Origin of the sequence: Arthrobacter sp. PsM3 (assembly GCF_030433895.1) — a bacterium.
In the GTDB taxonomy this organism is placed as follows: domain Bacteria; phylum Actinomycetota; class Actinomycetes; order Actinomycetales; family Micrococcaceae; genus Arthrobacter.
In genome coordinates, this window is the sequence record NZ_JARUXE010000017.1 from 79,465 (window position 1) to 94,477 (window position 15,013).

Annotated in this window: 14 protein-coding genes and 6 tRNA genes; 4 read left to right on the plus strand and 16 right to left on the minus strand. The window is 67.3% G+C overall.

Annotation, left to right across the window (positions count from 1 at the left end; translation table 11 throughout):
* Positions 1-293 precede the first annotated feature (293 nt).
* From QCD75_RS11010 to QCD75_RS11040, 7 genes are all read right to left on the minus strand, one after another.
* Entirely contained in the window at positions 294-1,706 is a 1,413-nt protein-coding gene (locus QCD75_RS11010) for an HRDC domain-containing protein (RefSeq protein ID WP_301228519.1), read from the minus strand.
* Positions 1,707-1,792: 86 nt separating this feature from the next.
* On the minus strand, positions 1,793-2,443 hold the full coding sequence (locus tag QCD75_RS11015; RefSeq protein ID WP_301228548.1) for a DUF3000 domain-containing protein: 651 nt from the start codon (positions 2,441-2,443) through the stop codon (positions 1,793-1,795).
* A 102-nt stretch (positions 2,444-2,545) separates the two neighbouring features.
* Entirely contained in the window at positions 2,546-3,634 is a 1,089-nt protein-coding gene (locus QCD75_RS11020) for a threonine aldolase family protein (RefSeq protein WP_301228550.1), read from the minus strand.
* 54 nt (positions 3,635-3,688) lie between these two features.
* A complete protein-coding gene (locus QCD75_RS11025; RefSeq protein ID WP_301228520.1) occupies positions 3,689-4,597 on the minus strand; it encodes an SDR family NAD(P)-dependent oxidoreductase in 909 nt (302 codons plus the stop codon).
* A complete protein-coding gene (locus QCD75_RS11030) occupies positions 4,594-6,015 on the minus strand; it encodes a DUF6421 family protein (protein WP_301228522.1) in 1,422 nt (473 codons plus the stop codon). Before QCD75_RS11030 ends, QCD75_RS11025 begins: the two co-directional genes overlap by 4 nt.
* Before the next feature lie 256 nt (positions 6,016-6,271).
* Positions 6,272-6,787, minus strand: coding sequence for a peptide-methionine (R)-S-oxide reductase MsrB (gene msrB, locus QCD75_RS11035; protein WP_301228524.1), 516 nt, complete (start codon positions 6,785-6,787; stop codon positions 6,272-6,274).
* A 14-nt stretch (positions 6,788-6,801) separates the two neighbouring features.
* Positions 6,802-7,290 carry a hypothetical protein gene (locus QCD75_RS11040; protein ID WP_301228526.1) on the minus strand — a complete coding sequence of 163 codons (489 nt, stop codon included), beginning with the start codon at positions 7,288-7,290 and terminating at the stop codon, positions 6,802-6,804.
* A gap of 187 nt (positions 7,291-7,477) precedes the next feature.
* Here QCD75_RS11040 and QCD75_RS11045 point away from each other — a divergent pair, with 187 nt between their 5' ends.
* The gene (locus QCD75_RS11045) at positions 7,478-8,812 is read left to right on the plus strand and encodes an alpha/beta hydrolase family protein (protein ID WP_301228528.1); all 1,335 of its coding nucleotides are present in this window, start codon (positions 7,478-7,480) and stop codon (positions 8,810-8,812) included.
* 63 nt (positions 8,813-8,875) lie between these two features.
* Here QCD75_RS11045 and ybaK read toward each other — a convergent pair whose 3' ends face one another.
* The 3 genes from ybaK to QCD75_RS11060 all read right to left on the minus strand — a co-directional run bounded on the left by ybaK (position 8,876) and on the right by QCD75_RS11060 (position 10,848).
* Positions 8,876-9,373: a Cys-tRNA(Pro) deacylase gene (gene ybaK / locus QCD75_RS11050; protein WP_301228530.1), complete on the minus strand. Its 498-nt coding sequence runs from the start codon at positions 9,371-9,373 to the stop codon at positions 8,876-8,878.
* A gap of 30 nt (positions 9,374-9,403) precedes the next feature.
* On the minus strand, positions 9,404-9,862 hold the full coding sequence (locus QCD75_RS11055; protein WP_301228531.1) for a SufE family protein: 459 nt from the start codon (positions 9,860-9,862) through the stop codon (positions 9,404-9,406).
* Between the two features lie 68 nt (positions 9,863-9,930).
* On the minus strand, positions 9,931-10,848 hold the full coding sequence (locus QCD75_RS11060) for a sulfurtransferase (RefSeq protein ID WP_301228533.1): 918 nt from the start codon (positions 10,846-10,848) through the stop codon (positions 9,931-9,933).
* A gap of 229 nt (positions 10,849-11,077) precedes the next feature.
* Here QCD75_RS11060 and zapE point away from each other — a divergent pair, with 229 nt between their 5' ends.
* The gene (zapE, locus tag QCD75_RS11065) at positions 11,078-12,115 is read left to right on the plus strand and encodes a cell division protein ZapE (RefSeq protein WP_301228535.1); all 1,038 of its coding nucleotides are present in this window, start codon (positions 11,078-11,080) and stop codon (positions 12,113-12,115) included.
* Positions 12,116-12,316: 201 nt separating this feature from the next.
* On the opposite strand, the gene QCD75_RS11070 is transcribed toward zapE, so the two are convergent.
* The 6 genes from QCD75_RS11070 to QCD75_RS11095 form a co-directional block, all read right to left on the minus strand.
* Positions 12,317-12,586 (minus strand): antitoxin, encoded by a 270-nt coding sequence (locus QCD75_RS11070; protein ID WP_301228537.1) that lies wholly within the window; start codon positions 12,584-12,586, stop codon positions 12,317-12,319.
* A 181-nt stretch (positions 12,587-12,767) separates the two neighbouring features.
* Positions 12,768-12,842 (minus strand) — tRNA-Val (locus QCD75_RS11075).
* 38 nt (positions 12,843-12,880) lie between these two features.
* Positions 12,881-12,953 (minus strand) — tRNA-Gly (locus QCD75_RS11080).
* 56 nt (positions 12,954-13,009) lie between these two features.
* Positions 13,010-13,084 (minus strand) — tRNA-Val (locus QCD75_RS11085).
* Positions 13,085-13,123: 39 nt separating this feature from the next.
* A tRNA-Cys gene (locus QCD75_RS11090) sits at positions 13,124-13,194 on the minus strand.
* A gap of 45 nt (positions 13,195-13,239) precedes the next feature.
* Positions 13,240-13,312 (minus strand) — tRNA-Gly (locus QCD75_RS11095).
* Positions 13,313-13,617: 305 nt separating this feature from the next.
* On the opposite strand from QCD75_RS11095, the gene QCD75_RS11100 reads away from it, so the two are divergent.
* Together QCD75_RS11100 and QCD75_RS11105 are read left to right on the plus strand one after the other, a co-directional pair.
* Positions 13,618-13,689: transfer RNA gene (locus QCD75_RS11100), tRNA-Val, on the plus strand.
* Between the two features lie 213 nt (positions 13,690-13,902).
* Positions 13,903-14,751, plus strand: coding sequence for a cytochrome (locus QCD75_RS11105; protein ID WP_301228539.1), 849 nt, complete (start codon positions 13,903-13,905; stop codon positions 14,749-14,751).
* Positions 14,752-15,013: the final 262 nt, after the last annotated feature.

Consider the following 15,013-nt stretch of genomic DNA (forward strand, 5'->3'; position numbering starts at 1 on the left):
GCTGCTGTGTTCTTCGCTGGGGCGGGGCTGGCTCACGTGATACTCCTCATCGAGACATGGGTGCCGGATCCGTGCACCGGGCGCAAAGCGTCAGGGGCAGCAGGCTTCCAGGCGACATCAGACAACATGTTACTCGCCGGTAACATAGCTGGCAAGGAGTCGGCTGGCGCGCCGCCGGAAGTTCCGCGGGCTGGGCCTGGGCCTGGGCCTGGAGCCGCCCGGCGCTGGAGCTTGGCCTTGGCCCGGAGTCGGGTCCGGAGGCGGAGCCGGAGCTTGAGCTGGCCGGGCCCGGCCTAGTGCGCCGTGTCCGGTGACGCGCCGGCTGTCGCTGCTGCAGCCGTCGCGGCCGCAGCTGCGGCAGGCACCGGTTTGGCTTCCTTGGCGGGCAGCGGCTGCGGGTTCAGGAACGCTTCGGCGATCAGCGGTGCGACGAGTTCAATCTGCCACTGGCGCGCCCCGAGGTTTGCCAGCTCCTCCGCGATGCCTTCCTCGCTGGGCTCCAGCGGCGGACGCCAGGAGACGCGGCGAAGGTAGTCCGGCGTCAGCAGGTTCTCCACCGGCATGTTCAGTTCCTCGGCCTTGGCCTGCAGCAGGGGCCGGGCGGTGGCGAGCCGGGCGGCGGCCTCCGGGTCCCGGTCGGCCCACACTCGCGGTGGCGGGGGAGCGTTGGTGGGCAGGTGCAGGGGCGGGAGTTCCTCCAGGGTCCGGGCGGTGCTGATGCAGCGCAGCCACCGCGGCGCCTCACGCTGCGCCGCGCGGCCGTGGAAGCCTTTGGTGCCGAGCAGCTGCGGCACCGTGGTGGGCATGGCCTTGGCGGCGGCGACGAGTGCGGAGTCGGGGATCAGCCGTCCGGGCGCGACGTCGCGCTTCTGTGCCAGTGAGTCGCGCTCGAGCCACAGTTCGCGGACTGCCGCCAGCTGCCGGCGGTCGCGGATCTGGTGCAGCCCCGATGTTTTGCGCCACGGGTCCACGCGGGGAGGGGCCTGGCCGGCCTCAAGGATGGCGGCGAATTCCTGTTCGGCGTAGTCCAGCTTGCCGTCGGCCACGAGGAGCTCGATGAGTTCCTCGCGCAGTTCGGTGAGGACCTCGACGTCGAGGGCCGCGTAGCGCAGCCAGGGTTCCGGCAGCGGCCGGGTGGACCAGTCGGCGGCGGAGTGTTCCTTCGCGAGGCCAAAGCCCAGCAGCTGTTCGATCACCGCGGCAAGTCCGACGCGGGGCAGCCCGGCGAGGCGGGCGGCGAGCTCGGTGTCAAAGAGTTTGTCCGGCCACATGCCGAGTTCGGACAGGCAGGGCAGGTCCTGGCTGGCGGCGTGCAGGATCCATTCGACACCGCGCAGGGCGTCGTTGACGATGCCGAGGTTTTCGAAGGGTTCCGGGTCGATCAGCCAGGTGCCGGAGCCTTCGCGGCGGATCTGGACCAGGAAGGCGCGCTGGCCGTATCGGAAACCGGACGCGCGTTCCGCGTCCACGCCCGCGGGGCCGTGGCCTGCGGCGAGGGCCGCGGCGCAGCGTTCCAGCCCGGACGGGGTTTCAATGACGAGCGGCACGCCGTCGCGGGGGGCATCGAGGTCGATGACCTCGGGGACCAGGCTGTCGAAGCCGTCCACCGCGATATGGGCTGTCTTGTCCGCGGCGTCGGCTTTGCTTTGCGCGGTTTTGCTTTGCACGGCGCCGGCCGTGGTGATTTCCGGAATATGAGGGGTCATGATGCCTTCAGTTTAGCGACAACACGGTACGGAGGGCCGCGCCTTCGCCAAAACGGGGCTGATTTCCCCGGCGCGCGGATTCCAACTCAGCCCCGTCCCCGGCGCCAGCGCGGCAGCGGCGTGACGCCTTCGGGCAGCGGTGGAAGGCCGGCAAAGGTGCAGACCATGTCCGACCACGCCTCGAGGTGCGAGGTGATGTCGGGAGTGGCCGGCGTCCAGGAGGCCCGGAGCTCGATGTCGATCGAGTTGGGCCGGTCCGCGAGGGTTCCGAAGCTTTCGGAAAGAACCCGCGTCGCGGTGCCGCCGGCCGAGCGGTGCGGCGCGGCGTGGCTTTCGAGGGCTTCGACGAGCCACGCCCAGGCGACGGTGCCGAGCATTTCGTCGTTGCCCATTTCCGGTTCCAGCTGGGCGCGGATGTAGGTGACAATCCGGAATTCACCCTCCCAGACCGCGGAGCCGTCGGGATCGTGCAGCAGGATGAAGCGGCCGGTGGCCAGTTCGACGTCGTCGCTTGCAGAAGCGCGCGCCAGCGCCGCGGCCGCGGGGCCGTGGACCGCCCCGGAGGGTGTTGGTTCGCCGGGGGCGACGACTTCGGCCCCCAGTGCGACGGCGAACGGTGCCAGCCGTGCGGGCGCCGGAATCTCCTCCAGGCGCAGTTCACTGCGGGTTCGTGCTTGCCGAAGGGTTCCCAAGGCGAAGAGAAAATCTGCCGGAACCTGATCGAGTGCGTTCACAATGGAAGATTATGCAAGGGGTGCTCCCAAGCCCGGCAGGCTCGCCGCCGGGCTGCCCGGTCCGGCTTTCGCCGGGCAGCGACGGCGGCTGTCCTGCCGCCCGGCTCAGCCGGCGGCGAGCTCGCGCTTGATGGCGGCGATGAAGGTATCAACGTCGTCCTCGGTGGTGTCGAAGGAGCACATCCAGCGGACCTCGCGGGCCGCCTCGTTCCAGTCATAGAACCGGAACGACTCGCGCAGCCGGTCCGCCACACCGGCCGGGAGGACCGCGAACACCCCGTTGGACTCGGTCTTCTGGCTCAGCTCGACGCCCGGGATGGACTCGACGCCGGCACGGAGCCGGGCCGCCATGGCGTTGGCGTGCGAGGCGGAGCGCAGCCAGAGGTCGCCCTCGAGCAGGGCGATGAACTGGGCGGACATGAACCGCATCTTGGAGGCCAGCTGCATGTTCATCTTCCGCAGGTAGATGAGCCCCTGGGCCGCGCCCGGGTTCAGGGCGACAACGACCTCGCCGAAGAGCAGTCCGTTCTTCGTGCCGCCGAAGGAAAGGATGTCCACGCCGGCGTCGCGGGTGAAGGCCCGCAGCGGCACGTTCAGGTGGGCGGCGGCATTGGCCAGCCGGGCGCCGTCCATGTGCAGCTTCATTCCCTTGGAATGGACATGCTCGGCGATGGCCCGGACCTCGTCGGGGGTGTAGCAGGTGCCGAGCTCGGTGGTCTGGGTGATGGACACGGCCAGCGGCTGGGCGCGGTGCTCGTCGCCCCAGCCCCAGGCTTCCCTGTCGATCAGCTCGGGGGTGAGCTTGCCGTCTTCCGTGGGCACCTGGAGCAGCTTGATGCCGCCGATCCGCTCCGGTGCACCGTTCTCGTCCATGTTGATGTGGGCGGTCGAGGCGCAGACCACGGCGCCCCAGCGCGGCAGCAGGGACTGCAGCGAGAGCACATTGGCGCCGGTGCCGTTGAAGACCGGGAAGCACTCAATCCCCTCGCCGAAGTGCTGTTCCATCAGCTGCTGCAGCCGGGCGGTGTAGTCGTCCTCGCCGTAGGAAACCTGGTGGCCCCCGTTGGCGGCGGCCAGGGCTGCCAGCACCTCGGGGTGGACACCCGAGTAGTTGTCGGAGGCGAAGCCGCGCACCGAGGGGTCGTGGAGCCGCACCGCAGTGCTGGCAGGGGCAGTTTCAACTGTGCTTGTCATCGATTTGCTCACGCTTTCAGTCTAAGGAGGTCCGGGGCCAGGTTCATCCTGGACTCAGTGCGCGGACCCGGGGCCCAGCAGCAGCCGCTGGCCGTTGAGGTCCGCAGCGGGGGAAGTGAAGAGTCCGACGGCGGCAGCGGCCAGTTCCTCCACGTCCGTGAATCCCGGGAAGCCGCGGTCCGGGGACTTCGCCCGCATGGCCGCGTCCACGAGGGCTTTCACCACGAAGACCACGGCGGCGCTGCGCTGTTCGGAGGGGATGTGCTGGTCCGACGGGCCTTGCTTCCGGCCCGACTGGGCGCGGTGGAAGCCGTCGGCGACTGCCAGGGTCCACGCTTCGGCGGCGGCTTTGGCGGCCACATAGCTGGCGCCGCCCGCCGTCGGCTTGGCCACGGCGGTGGAGGAGACCATGGTGAAGCGCCCGGTGTCCGAGGCGGCGAGGTCGTCGTAGAAGACCCGGGTGACGTTCCGCAGCGTGGTGATGGCGCCGCGTTCCAGGAACTCCCAGTCCTCGTCGCTCTGGTCCGTGATGCCCTTGGCGCCGCGCCAGCCGCCGACCAGGTGGATGACGCCGTCGACGGCTCCTCCTGTCTGGACGGCGTCTGGCTGGGTCCCGTCGGTTCCGGACCCGCCCGTCTCGCCGCCGCCTGGCTGGGCCCCGTCGGTTCCGGACCCGCCCGTCTCGCCGCCGCCTGGCTGGGCCCCGTCGGCTGGGGCCCCTGTTCCGGCGAGCAGGGCGTGGATGGTGGCGTGCAGTGACCGGACGTCGGCCAGGTCCGCGAGGTCGCAGACGAGCGGCGTGACGCCGGTGCCGGCCTCCGCGGCGGCAGCCTCGATCCGGGGCCCGTCGGAGCCGACCGTGAAGACCCTGTGCCCGGCGTTGCGCAGCGCACGGGCGGCGGCGATCCCCGAGGGGCCGCTGCCGCCGGTGACCAGCACGTTCAGGGTGCGTCCGGTGCTCATCCGGCGTTCATGGCCGTGTTTGCCGCGCCGGCCGCCCGGCCGGCGGAGGGGCCAGCCTCAGTCGTCCCGGTGATGCCGGCGGTGGATTCGATCACGGGGCGCATCTTCTTTTCGAGAGCCTCGTAGAACATGGACAGCGGGAATTCGTCGTCGAGGACCTGGTCGGTGAGGCCGCGCGGCGGCCCGGCCAGCGGCAGTGCGTCCGGTCCCTTGGCCCAGACGGACGCCGGGTTGGGCGTGAGCGTGCCGGAGATCAGCTCGTACGCGGCCAGCCAGTGGGCCATCTTCGGGCGGTCGATCGAGCGCCAGTAGAGCTCCTCGATCTTTGCGCCGAGTTCAACCACGACGTCGGCGGCTTCGTCCCAGTCGATGCTGAGCTTGCTGTCGGTCCAGTGCAGGACGTGGTGCTGGTGCATCCAGGCGAAGAGCAGCTGGCCGCCGAGGCCGTCGTAGTTGCGGACGCGGCTGCCGGTGATGGCGAAGCGGAAGATCCGGTCGAAGATGACGGCGTACTGGACCAGTTTGGCGTGCCGGCGCGCCTCCGGATCTGCTTCCTCGTCCTTTTCGATCTTCACGGCCTCGCGGAATGCGGTCAGGTCGCAGCGGAGTTCCTCGAGCGAGTAGAGGAAGTACGGCATGCGCTGCTTGATCATGAACGGGTCGAACGGCAGATCCCCGCGCATGTGGGTGCGGTCATGGATGAGGTCCCACATGACGAAGGTTTCCTGCGTCAGCTCCTGGTCTTCCAGCAGGGCCGCGGCGTCCTCGGGCAGCTGCAGCGAGGTGATGTCCGCGGCGGCCCGCAGCACACGGCGGAAGCGGGCTGCCTCGCGGTCGGCGAAGATGGCGCCCCAGGTGAAGGTGGGCGTTTCGCGTACGGCGACGGTCTCAGGGAACAGCACCGCGGAGTTGGTGTTGTAGCCGGGGGTGAAGTCGAGGAAGCGGATCGGGACGAAGAGCCTGTTGGAGTATTCGCCCTGCTCCAGGCCGGCAATGAACTCGGGCCAGATGACTTCGATCAGCACGGCTTCGACCAGGCGGTTGCTGCTGCCGTTCTGCGTGTACATCGGGAAGACCACCAGGTGCTGCAGGCCGTTCACCCGGTGCTGCTGCGGCTGGAACGCCTGCAGGGAGTCCAGGAAGTCGGGCACGCCGAAGCCGCCGTCGGCCCAGCGGGCGAAGTCGGTGACCAGCAGTTCGAGGTAGCCGGCGTCGTGCGGGAGGGCCGGGGTGAGGGAACTGATGGAGTCCGTGATGGTGCGGACATACCCGGCGGCGGCCTCGCGGCCGGCGGCCTCCGGGACGGAGCCGTCCTGGGCCTGGAGGGCCTGCAGCGCGGTGGCGGCAGCCTTGAGCTCCAGCCACTCCGGGGAGCTGGCGGAGATCGGGGCAGTGGTGGTGATAGCGGTGGTAGTCATCGTCAGCGGGCGCCTTTCTGTTTGCTGGGAGTGTCGCTCCTCAGCTTCTATGCCGAGCGTAGCAAGCAAACAGAACCTCTAATGCAAAATTGTCTTGAGCATAAGAAACTCTGAGGCATGTGGTGGGCGCAGCCCCTTCCAGGTCCAGCAGGCGCAGGGCTTCCACCGGAACGGCACAGGACCCCGGTCCGGCGCCGCTGCTGCGGTGCGGGACCGGGGTCCTGTGTGACCTGCAAGGAACAGACCGGGCGGCGGACTACTGTCCGGCGTCGTCCGCCGAAACCAGCTTCAGTGAGACGGAGTTGATGCAGTAACGCTGGTCCGTCGGGGTTCCGTAGCCCTCACCTTCGAACACGTGGCCAAGGTGGGAATCACAGTTGCCGCAGCGGACTTCGACACGTTCCATGCCCAGGGTCCGGTCGTGGATGTACCTGACGTTGCCTTCCGCGAGCGGGGCCCAGAACGACGGCCAGCCGCAGTGCGAGTCGAACTTTTCCTGGCTCGTGAAGAGCTCGGCGCCGCACGCACGGCACTGGTACACACCGGTGGTGTGGGTATCCCAGTATTCGCCGGTGTAGGGCCGCTCGGTTCCGGCTTGGCGCAGCACCCGGTACTCCTCCGGCGTCAGTTCCTGGCGCCACTGCTCGTCGGTCTTCTCAACGGGCGGGTTTCCGGCCCCGGGGGAGGCGTTTTCAGCTGCGGCGACGGGCGCACCTTCGACCGCCGGGGCCGTGACGGGAGTTACTTTTGGCCTGTTACTAAAGATACTCATAGCCTGAATAACGCTTAGGAGTCCCCGATAAATCCCGATCCGGCGTACAGATGCAGTACCGGCAGGCCCAGCTTGTCCTGCGCCTTGGTGGCCCAGTCCGTATGGAAAGTGTCTGCGACCGCGTGCGGGCGGGTGATCACTACGGCCTGCCCGGCACCGAGTTCCTTGACCCGGGCGACCATTCCGTCGACGGCGCCGCCCTCGACAATTTCTCCGGTGACGCCGCTGCCGAGTCCGGCCAGCGCGGCAAGCGAGGCGGCCAGGGTCTCGGCTGCCTCGGCGCGTTCCCCGGCGGGGTCGGAGTGTGCCGTCAGTTCACGGAAGGCCTTGGAGATTTCCAGCAGGGACAGATTCTCCAGGAAATCCACCAGGAGGTGCCGTTCCGTGCTGGCCGGAACCAGGACCACCAGCGGGGCATCACCCCCGGCAATCAGGGTTTCGATGTTGACGCGGTCGTCCGCGCCGAGGGGCTCTTCTGTCAGGATGACGATTGGATCACTCATGCCCCCCAGCCTAGTCGCGCGCCGGTGCGCCCGCATGGATTGTGGCCTTAAGTGCCCGCCTGTGGCCGGGATGAAGGTTCCGGGGACGGTTCTGTAGCCCCCGGTGGCCGTCGGCAGGACCCTCCGCCGGCGGGTACGGATCCCGCCGGATGCCACGGTGGGCGATGAGTTCGGTAAGAATGGTGCCATGGCTTCCTCCCTCCGACTCCTGCCGGACCTACGCCGGATCTCCGCCGCCCGCGGACCGGCCGCCCGCGCTGCACGCGCCGCCGCTGCCGACGTTTCGGCCGCCGCTGCCGATGTTTCGGTCAAGGGCAGCGCCAAATGGGCCCTTGCCGGCATCGTTGGCGGCAGCGCCGCGGCCGGGTTGCTGGCCGCCGGTTCCTCCGCCCTCGCCCTTTATTTCGCCCGCCGGGTCATTACTCCCGCCCGGGTCAGGGAGGAGGACCAGGAGGTGCTCGCTGTGATCCGGGGCGGGCACGGGCTGCGGCTGATCCTTGCGGCGACGCCGGAATCCACGGTCGAGGGCGTCTACGGATTCTTCTTCGACGGTAGCCGGGGACACGCCAGGATCGGCCGGATCGTCTCCTATTCGCCGGCGGAGCGCACGGTGGAACGCGAAGTCGAGGCCGTCTACAGCGGCGATCTCCGCAAGGCGCGCCGCGGCTACTGGAGCGGGGCCGCGTACCCGGATCCGGCAAGCATCGGCCTGGCCTCCGAAGACGTGGACATCGACGTCGACGGCGGGACGGCGCCGGCGTGGCTGGTCCGCGCCCCGCAGGAGTCCGGCATCTGGGCCGTTATGGTGCACGGCCGCGGCGCGAGCCGGCAGGAATGCCTGCGGGCGGTCCGGACGGCCCGGGAAGTGGGCATGTCCAGCCTGTTGATCTCCTACCGGAATGACGGACTGGCGCCCTCGGCGCAGGACGGGCGCTACGGCCTCGGATCCACCGAATGGCGCGACGTCGAGGCGGCCATCGGCTTTGCCCTCGAGCACGGCGCGAGCGAAGTGGTGCTCTTTGGCTGGTCCATGGGTGGGGCCATCTGCCTTCAGACCGCCGACTTGTCCCGCTACCACCCCCTGATCCGGGCCATGGTGCTGGATGCACCGGTTATCAACTGGGTGAATGTGCTGGCGCACCACGCCGAACTCAACCGGATTCCCTCGGCCGTGGGCCGCTACGGGCAGCTGATGATGAGCCATAAGCTGGGCCGGCGGCTGACCGGCCTCGCCGCCCCGGTGGACCTCAAGGCAATGGACTGGGTTTCCCGGGCGGTGGAACTGCGGACGCCGACCCTGATCATCCACAGTGTCGACGACGAATACGTTCCCTACGGCCCGTCCGCCGCCTTGGCCGAGAAGAACCCGGAGATGGTCACCTTCGAGACCTTCGACCGTGCCCGGCACACCAAGGAATGGAATGTCGATCCGGAACGCTGGGAGCGGCTGGTCGTGGCCTGGCTCGGGCAGCAGCTCGCGCCCCGCCCGAACCCGGGCCAGCCGCCCCCGGAACAGCCCTAGGCCGGGGGTCAATTTCCCGGGAGTCCGGTTCCGGGGAGCGCAGCTCACCGGCACCGGCCGGGATTAGTTCCGGCCGGTGCCGATCCGCGCGGTCCGTGCCCCGGTGAGGCGGATCAGTTCGGCCGGACTCAGCTCGATGTCCAGGCCGCGCCGCCCGCCTGAGACCAGGATCGTGTCCAGGCCCAGGGCGCTGTCGTCCACAACGGTGGGGGAGGGCTGCCGCTGGCCCAGCGGGGAAATGCCGCCCAGCACATAGCCGGTGCGGCGCTGCGCTGCTGCCGGGTCCGCCATCGCCGCCTTCTTGCCGCCCAACGCGGCCGCAATTGCCTTGAGGTCCAGATTCCCGCTTACCGGCACGACGCCGACCGCAAGGCGGCCGTCGACGTCGACCATCAGTGTTTTGAACACCCGGTCCGGATCGATGCCCAGCACCTCCGCGGCTTCCAGGCCATAGCTGGCGGCCGCCGGGTCGTGGCTGTAGGGGCGGGCAACGAAAGGAACCCCGGCGGCTGCCAGTGCTGCGGTGGCCGGGGTTCCCTGTGAGGCCTGCTTGCGTGCCATTTTGTCCGGATGTCCGGGTGGTGTCCGGGGTCAGGACTGCTGCGGGAGGGCAGCAACCTTGCGCTTGATCCGGCCCAGCATCGCTGTCATCCCGCGCATGCGCAGCGGCGTGATGGCCCGGGTGAGGCCCAGCAGCTCCGGCATGTCGTCCGGGACGGCCAGGATCTCCGCCGGGCTCAGCCCGTCGAGGCCTTCGTGCAGCACACTTGCGAAGCCGCGGGTGGTGGGGGCTTCGGGGGGCGCCTTGAAGAAAAGCCGGACGCTGCGGGCGGGGCCGCCGTCGGACTGTTCCGTTTCAATGGTCAGGAACAGCGGCGACTGGCACTCGACCACCTGTTCCATCAGCTCGGGGTGGTCCTTGAGCCGGTCCGGGAGTTCCGGGAGCTCACGGGAGAACTCCAGCAGCAGCTGGAGCCGCTCGGGTTCGGTTACGGCCTGGAAGTCATCAACAATTTCCGCCAGTGCGGCGGGGAGGGCAGAAGTATTCATCCCTTCCAGCTTACGCACGCGCGGCGATTGTGTCCCGGTGTCCATGGACTGGGGCCACGTGGCGGAGGCTACTTGGCCGCCGGCACCGTGCCGCGCTCGGTGCCCTTGACGATCGGGGCGCGGACGGCATTGCCCCACTCGGTCCAGGAACCGTCGTAGTTGCGGACCGAGTCGAAGCCCAGCAGAAACTTCAGCGCGAACCAGGTGTGGCTGGAACGTTCGCCGATGCGGCAGTACGCCACGACGTCGTCGCCCTCCTTCAGCCCGGCTTCGCCCAGGTACAGCGCCTCAAGTTCGGGGCGCGTCCGGTAGGTGCCGTCCTCGGCCGCCGCGCGGGCCCACGGGATGGAGGCGGCGGTGGGGATGTGTCCGCCGCGCAGCGCGCCTTCCTCGGGGTAGGCGGGCATGTGCGTGCGCTGGCCGGTGTATTCCTCGGTGGAGCGGACATCGATCAGCGGCTTGCCGAAGTGCGCCAGGACGTCTTCCTTGAAGGCGCGGATCGGGGCGTCGTTGCGCTCGACGACGGGGTACTCGCCCGGGCTGGTGACGGCCTTGTCCGTGGTGATGGGGCGGCCCTCGGCGATCCATTTGTCCCGGCCGCCGTCGAGCAGCCGGACGTCTTCGTGGCCGAAGAGCGTGAAGACCCAGAGGGCGTAGGCCGCCCACCAGTTGGATTTGTCGCCGTAGATAACGACGGTGCTGTCACGGGAGATTCCCTTGGCCGCGGCGAGGGCGGCGAACGCTGCGCCGTCAACGTAGTCGCGGGTGACCTCGTCGTTCAGGTCCGTGTGCCAGTCGATCTTTACCGCTCCGGGGATATGGCCGACCTCATAGAGCAGCACGTCCTCGTCGGATTCCACCACCACGAGCTTGCCGTCCTGGAGGGCGCCGGAGTCGATCGCCGCCGCCAGCCATTCGGTGGAAACAAGACGCTCGGGGTAGGCGTAGGCGGCGAACTTCTCGTTCTGCTCAACTGGGTAGGGCATGGTGATGGCCTTTCACTGAAACGGTCAGGGACCGGGCCATGGAATGGTCAAATGCGGCGCCGGACCTTCCCCCACACTAGCCACGCCCCGCCGGGATTGCTTCACCGGGTTCACACTCGGAAATATGGTCTTCGTCACGTGCTGTCCTCCCGCCCCACGTCGCCACACCGGCTGTCCGCGCATTGCCGGTATTCTGTCTGGGGACAAGAGACCAGCAGAACGGACCACCTTGGTACAGATCGAACAGCTCGCCGCCCGCACCCCGGCAGTTTCAGTGGATGAACTCCTCAACGGTTTTTATCCGTCGCCGCGCTTCGGTGAGGTTTCGTTTTCCAGCTACCGGCCGGATCCGTCCCAGCCGAGCCAGGCAAATGCGGTCCGGGCGCTGGAAAGTTTCGCGGCGAACGTCGGTGCCCGCGACGGCGATGGGCTCTTCAAACGACTCTTCGGCAAGAAGGACATGTCCCGCGCCGGCATCTACCTCGACGGCGGCTTCGGCGTCGGCAAGACCCACCTCCTGGCCTCGCTGTGGCACGCCGCCCCCGGGCCCAAGGCCTTCGGCACCTTCGTCGAGTACACCAACCTGGTCGGAGCGCTATCCTTCCGCAAGACCGTCGAGGCCCTGAGCCACTACAAGCTGGTCTGCATTGACGAATTCGAGCTCGATGATCCGGGCGACACCGTCCTGATGTCCCGGCTCATGCGCGAACTCGCCGACGCCGGCGTCAAGCTCGCGGCTACCTCCAATACCCTGCCGGGTTCCCTCGGCGATGGCCGCTTCGCCGCCGTCGACTTCGCCCGCGAAATCCAGGTGCTCGCGGACCAGTTCGACGTCGTCCGGATCGACGGTGAGGACTTCCGCCACCGTGGCCTGCCTGCCGCGCCGCTGCCGCTGCCGAACGAGCAGCTGACGCACCACATGCAGACAGAGTTCCACGGCAGGACGGTAGCGCGCGATGAGTTCAGCACGCTGATCAACCACCTGGCCGGCGTCCACCCGAGCCGGTACCGCCAGCTGCTGGACGGGATCGAGGGTGTGGTCTGGAAGAACGTCCACACCATCACGGAGCAGGCCGTCGCGCTGCGCTTCGTGGTGCTCGCGGACCGCCTTTACGACAAGGACGTGCCCATTTTGGCCAGCGGCGTGCCGTTCGACCAGCTCTTCACCGAGGAAATGATGACCGGCGGTTACATGAAGAAGTACTTCCGGGCCGTCTCCCGGCTCACCGCCCTGGCCCGCGAGGGCCAGAACCACGAACCGTCCTAACCGCTCCAAGCAACGCGGGGTCACTCCCGGCCCATCCTGATGCCTCGGATGGGCCGGAAATGACCCCGCGTTGCTTCGTTAAGGGGTTTCGTGGAGCGCCGATATTGGCCCTAAGCGCCCTAAGCGCCCTTAGCGCCGTTAAATGCCGGAGGTGCCGGCGCCGCCTCTCGGCGGGACCGGCACCTCGCTGACGTATCTGGGTCAGAGGCCTGGCTGGCGGGGTTCCCCGGCTACGGGGGGCTCACCAACAACGGGAGTCTGATCGACGACGGGGGCCGTATTGGGCCGGTCGTTCGCCTTATCCACGAAATCGGAAGCGCCTCGCTGCACAGCATCAATCTTGTCGGCGTGCTTTCCGCCGGTCTTGGAGTCGACGAAATCGCCGGCCTTCTCGATGCCGTCCTTGATGGCTTGTTCGTTGCCACCAATAACTTGCTGAGCCTTGCCCTTTAGATCGTCAAGTAAACCCACGGGCACCTCCCTTCGGTCTCGGAGCCAGATCGCTCCTTGCGCTATCCACCCTAGCGGGAGGTGCCGGGGGTGCCAAGGGTGTCCGCCCACAGGGTAAAAGACAGTGGGCGTGGCGCACAGGGTCAAAGGACCCGCAAGCGGCTCGACACAAAAAAGAGCAGCTCCGGGGGAGCTGCTCAAGTGGTGGGCGATACTGGGATCGAACCAGTGACCTCTTCCGTGTCAGGGAAGCGCGCTACCGCTGCGCCAATCGCCCGCAACCGGAAGGATCCGGAGTGGAGTTGTAATGAAGAGAGCGGACGACGAGATTCGAACTCGCGACATCCACCTTGGCAAGGTGGTGCTCTACCAGCTGAGCTACGTCCGCATTTTAGTCCATGCCGGCTGGGCCGGTGGTACTGCATCAAGCAAGTTGCCTTGCTCTGGTGGGCGATACTGGGATCGAACCAGTGACCTCTTCCGTGTCAGGGAAGCGCGCTACCGCTGCGCCAATCGCCCCTTGCATCCGACCTAGACCGGAAACCAGGGTTTTCACCGAGGTGGGTACGGGATTCGAACCCGTGTATACGGCTTTGCAGGCCGCTGCCTCGCCTCTCGGCCAACCCACCGTGTAGATAGGATTCCGAAGAACCTTACCGTGACAGTGTCCTGCGAGCGGACGACGAGATTCGAACTCGCGACATCCACCTTGGCAAGGTGGTGCTCTACCAGCTGAGCTACGTCCGCAATATTGTCTGCAATTCCCCGCCGCAATCGGCATTTCCTCGCGTTCCAACGAGTAAGAACTCTATAGGAGGTTCAGGGAACTTACAAATCGAGGTGACGACGCGGGAGGTCATGGCCGCTGCATCCTTGAGTTCTAGGCGTTCTCACTAATTACAACGCTGTAATTAGCTATCTTGTTTCCTCGCCGCCCGTGTGGTCGCACCGGCCGGGCGGCTTTCGTAATGACCCGTGGGGAGGACGCATTAGGGGACGCAGCGCTCCGATTTCTAAATTCCGCCGGGGTGGGCTAGCATTCAATGGCATTGGGGCGATTGGCGCAGTGGTAGCGCGCTTCGTTCACACCGAAGAGGTCACTGGTTCGAACCCAGTATCGCCCACCCAATAGATGGTCCGTTCCGCTCACCGAGCGGGGCGGACCATTCTTGTTCCTCCTGTCTGGTTTGTTTGGCCGGCTTGAGGGTGTCAGCTGCCGTGCTCGCGGGCTGCCCACCCGATGTGCCCAGTTTGTGCGGCAGGCGCATCAGGTTATGGGCAGCCCCATCAGGACCACTTGTTTTCCCACTGTCAGACCCCCGTGAAAGAGTCTTTCCATGACTGCCCCACTTCTTGCCCACGCCACGGACTATGGCCGGATGTACGCTCGCTCCACGTCGGAGCAGTTTTCCGTGCCGTCCATCACGACCGTGATCGGCCAGCAGCCCCACGGCCTGGACGGCTGGTTCGGGTACATGGGCGCCAATAGCCTTGCCCAGGACCCCGCGCTGCCCGGCATCCTCGGCAGCCCGGCTAAGGTGCGCCAGGCGGTGAGCCGTGCCGCCAAGGCCGCGGAGACGTACCGCGACGACGCCGCAAAGCGCGGGGACCGGGTGCACAACTACTGCGAACAGGTTGCTCTGCGCTCCCTTGGTCGGCCGCACGAGATGAAGGAAACCCGTGAGGCCCTCGTCGCTAACGGTGAAGAAGCTTTCGCTTCCCGGTTTGATGAGTGGTGGGAACTTTTCCAGGTGGAGCCGATCGCCCCGGAAATCACAGTCTGGAACAAGACTGTCGGCTACGCCGGAACCCTTGACCTTGTCGCCAAAATCAATGGCCGGACTTGCCTTATTGACTACAAGACCAAGGGAACCAGCCGTGACGGCACCGTCAAACCGCTGGATGACAAAGTGGTCATGCAACTCGTGGCGGGTATGAAGGCCGAGGAAAGCCTGGTGGATCCGGTGGCAGGGGAGTGGGAAGCCTGGCAGCATGGCGAATCCCCAATCCTGCTTGCGGTTGCAATCGGGCAGACCGAGGTCCGGCCGCTGCGGGCCAACCCGGACGTCCTGAAGCACCACTGGTGGAAGTTCTGCGCCCTGCGTCGCGTCTGGGAAATGTCCGCCGACACGACTGCCGCCGGAACCGCTTTGCTCCCACTGGCACCGCCGCCTCTCACCCGCTAGAAGCAAATCGGACCAAGTTGGGCCGACGATCCTTGGTCGGCGAGTAACCCGCCGGGCACTGCGTTGCACGTGTTGCACCATGCCATGACGAGCCCATCCAGAGTCTCGTCGCTGCTGTCCCCGTTCGTTGCCACCTGATTTGAAGCCCACGGTCAGGCGGCCGTGCCACGCCCATTCAGAGTTTTGGCGCTACCGTCCCAGTCGTCAGCCGTCGTTGTTCAGGGGTCCAGTGTCAGACGGGGGTGTCGGGGTCTGTGGGCCG

Excerpts from the sequence above, each read along its gene's own strand:
- QCD75_RS11010 (WP_301228519.1), bottom strand. The coding sequence starts at position 1,706 with ATGACCCCTCATATTCCGGAAATCACCACGGCCGGCGCCGTGCAAAGC.
- QCD75_RS11020 (WP_301228550.1), bottom strand. The coding sequence starts at position 3,634 with ATGACAAGCACAGTTGAAACTGCCCCTGCCAGCACTGCGGTGCGGCTC.
- QCD75_RS11025 (WP_301228520.1), bottom strand. The coding sequence starts at position 4,597 with ATGAGCACCGGACGCACCCTGAACGTGCTGGTCACCGGCGGCAGCGGC.
- QCD75_RS11030 (WP_301228522.1), bottom strand. The coding sequence starts at position 6,015 with ATGACTACCACCGCTATCACCACCACTGCCCCGATCTCCGCCAGCTCC.
- msrB (WP_301228524.1), bottom strand. The coding sequence starts at position 6,787 with ATGAGTATCTTTAGTAACAGGCCAAAAGTAACTCCCGTCACGGCCCCG.
- QCD75_RS11040 (WP_301228526.1), bottom strand. The coding sequence starts at position 7,290 with ATGAGTGATCCAATCGTCATCCTGACAGAAGAGCCCCTCGGCGCGGAC.
- QCD75_RS11045 (WP_301228528.1), top strand. The coding sequence starts at position 7,478 with ATGGCTTCCTCCCTCCGACTCCTGCCGGACCTACGCCGGATCTCCGCC.
- ybaK (WP_301228530.1), bottom strand. The coding sequence starts at position 9,373 with ATGGCACGCAAGCAGGCCTCACAGGGAACCCCGGCCACCGCAGCACTG.
- QCD75_RS11055 (WP_301228531.1), bottom strand. The coding sequence starts at position 9,862 with ATGAATACTTCTGCCCTCCCCGCCGCACTGGCGGAAATTGTTGATGAC.
- QCD75_RS11060 (WP_301228533.1), bottom strand. The coding sequence starts at position 10,848 with ATGCCCTACCCAGTTGAGCAGAACGAGAAGTTCGCCGCCTACGCCTAC.
- QCD75_RS11105 (WP_301228539.1), top strand. The coding sequence starts at position 13,903 with ATGACTGCCCCACTTCTTGCCCACGCCACGGACTATGGCCGGATGTAC.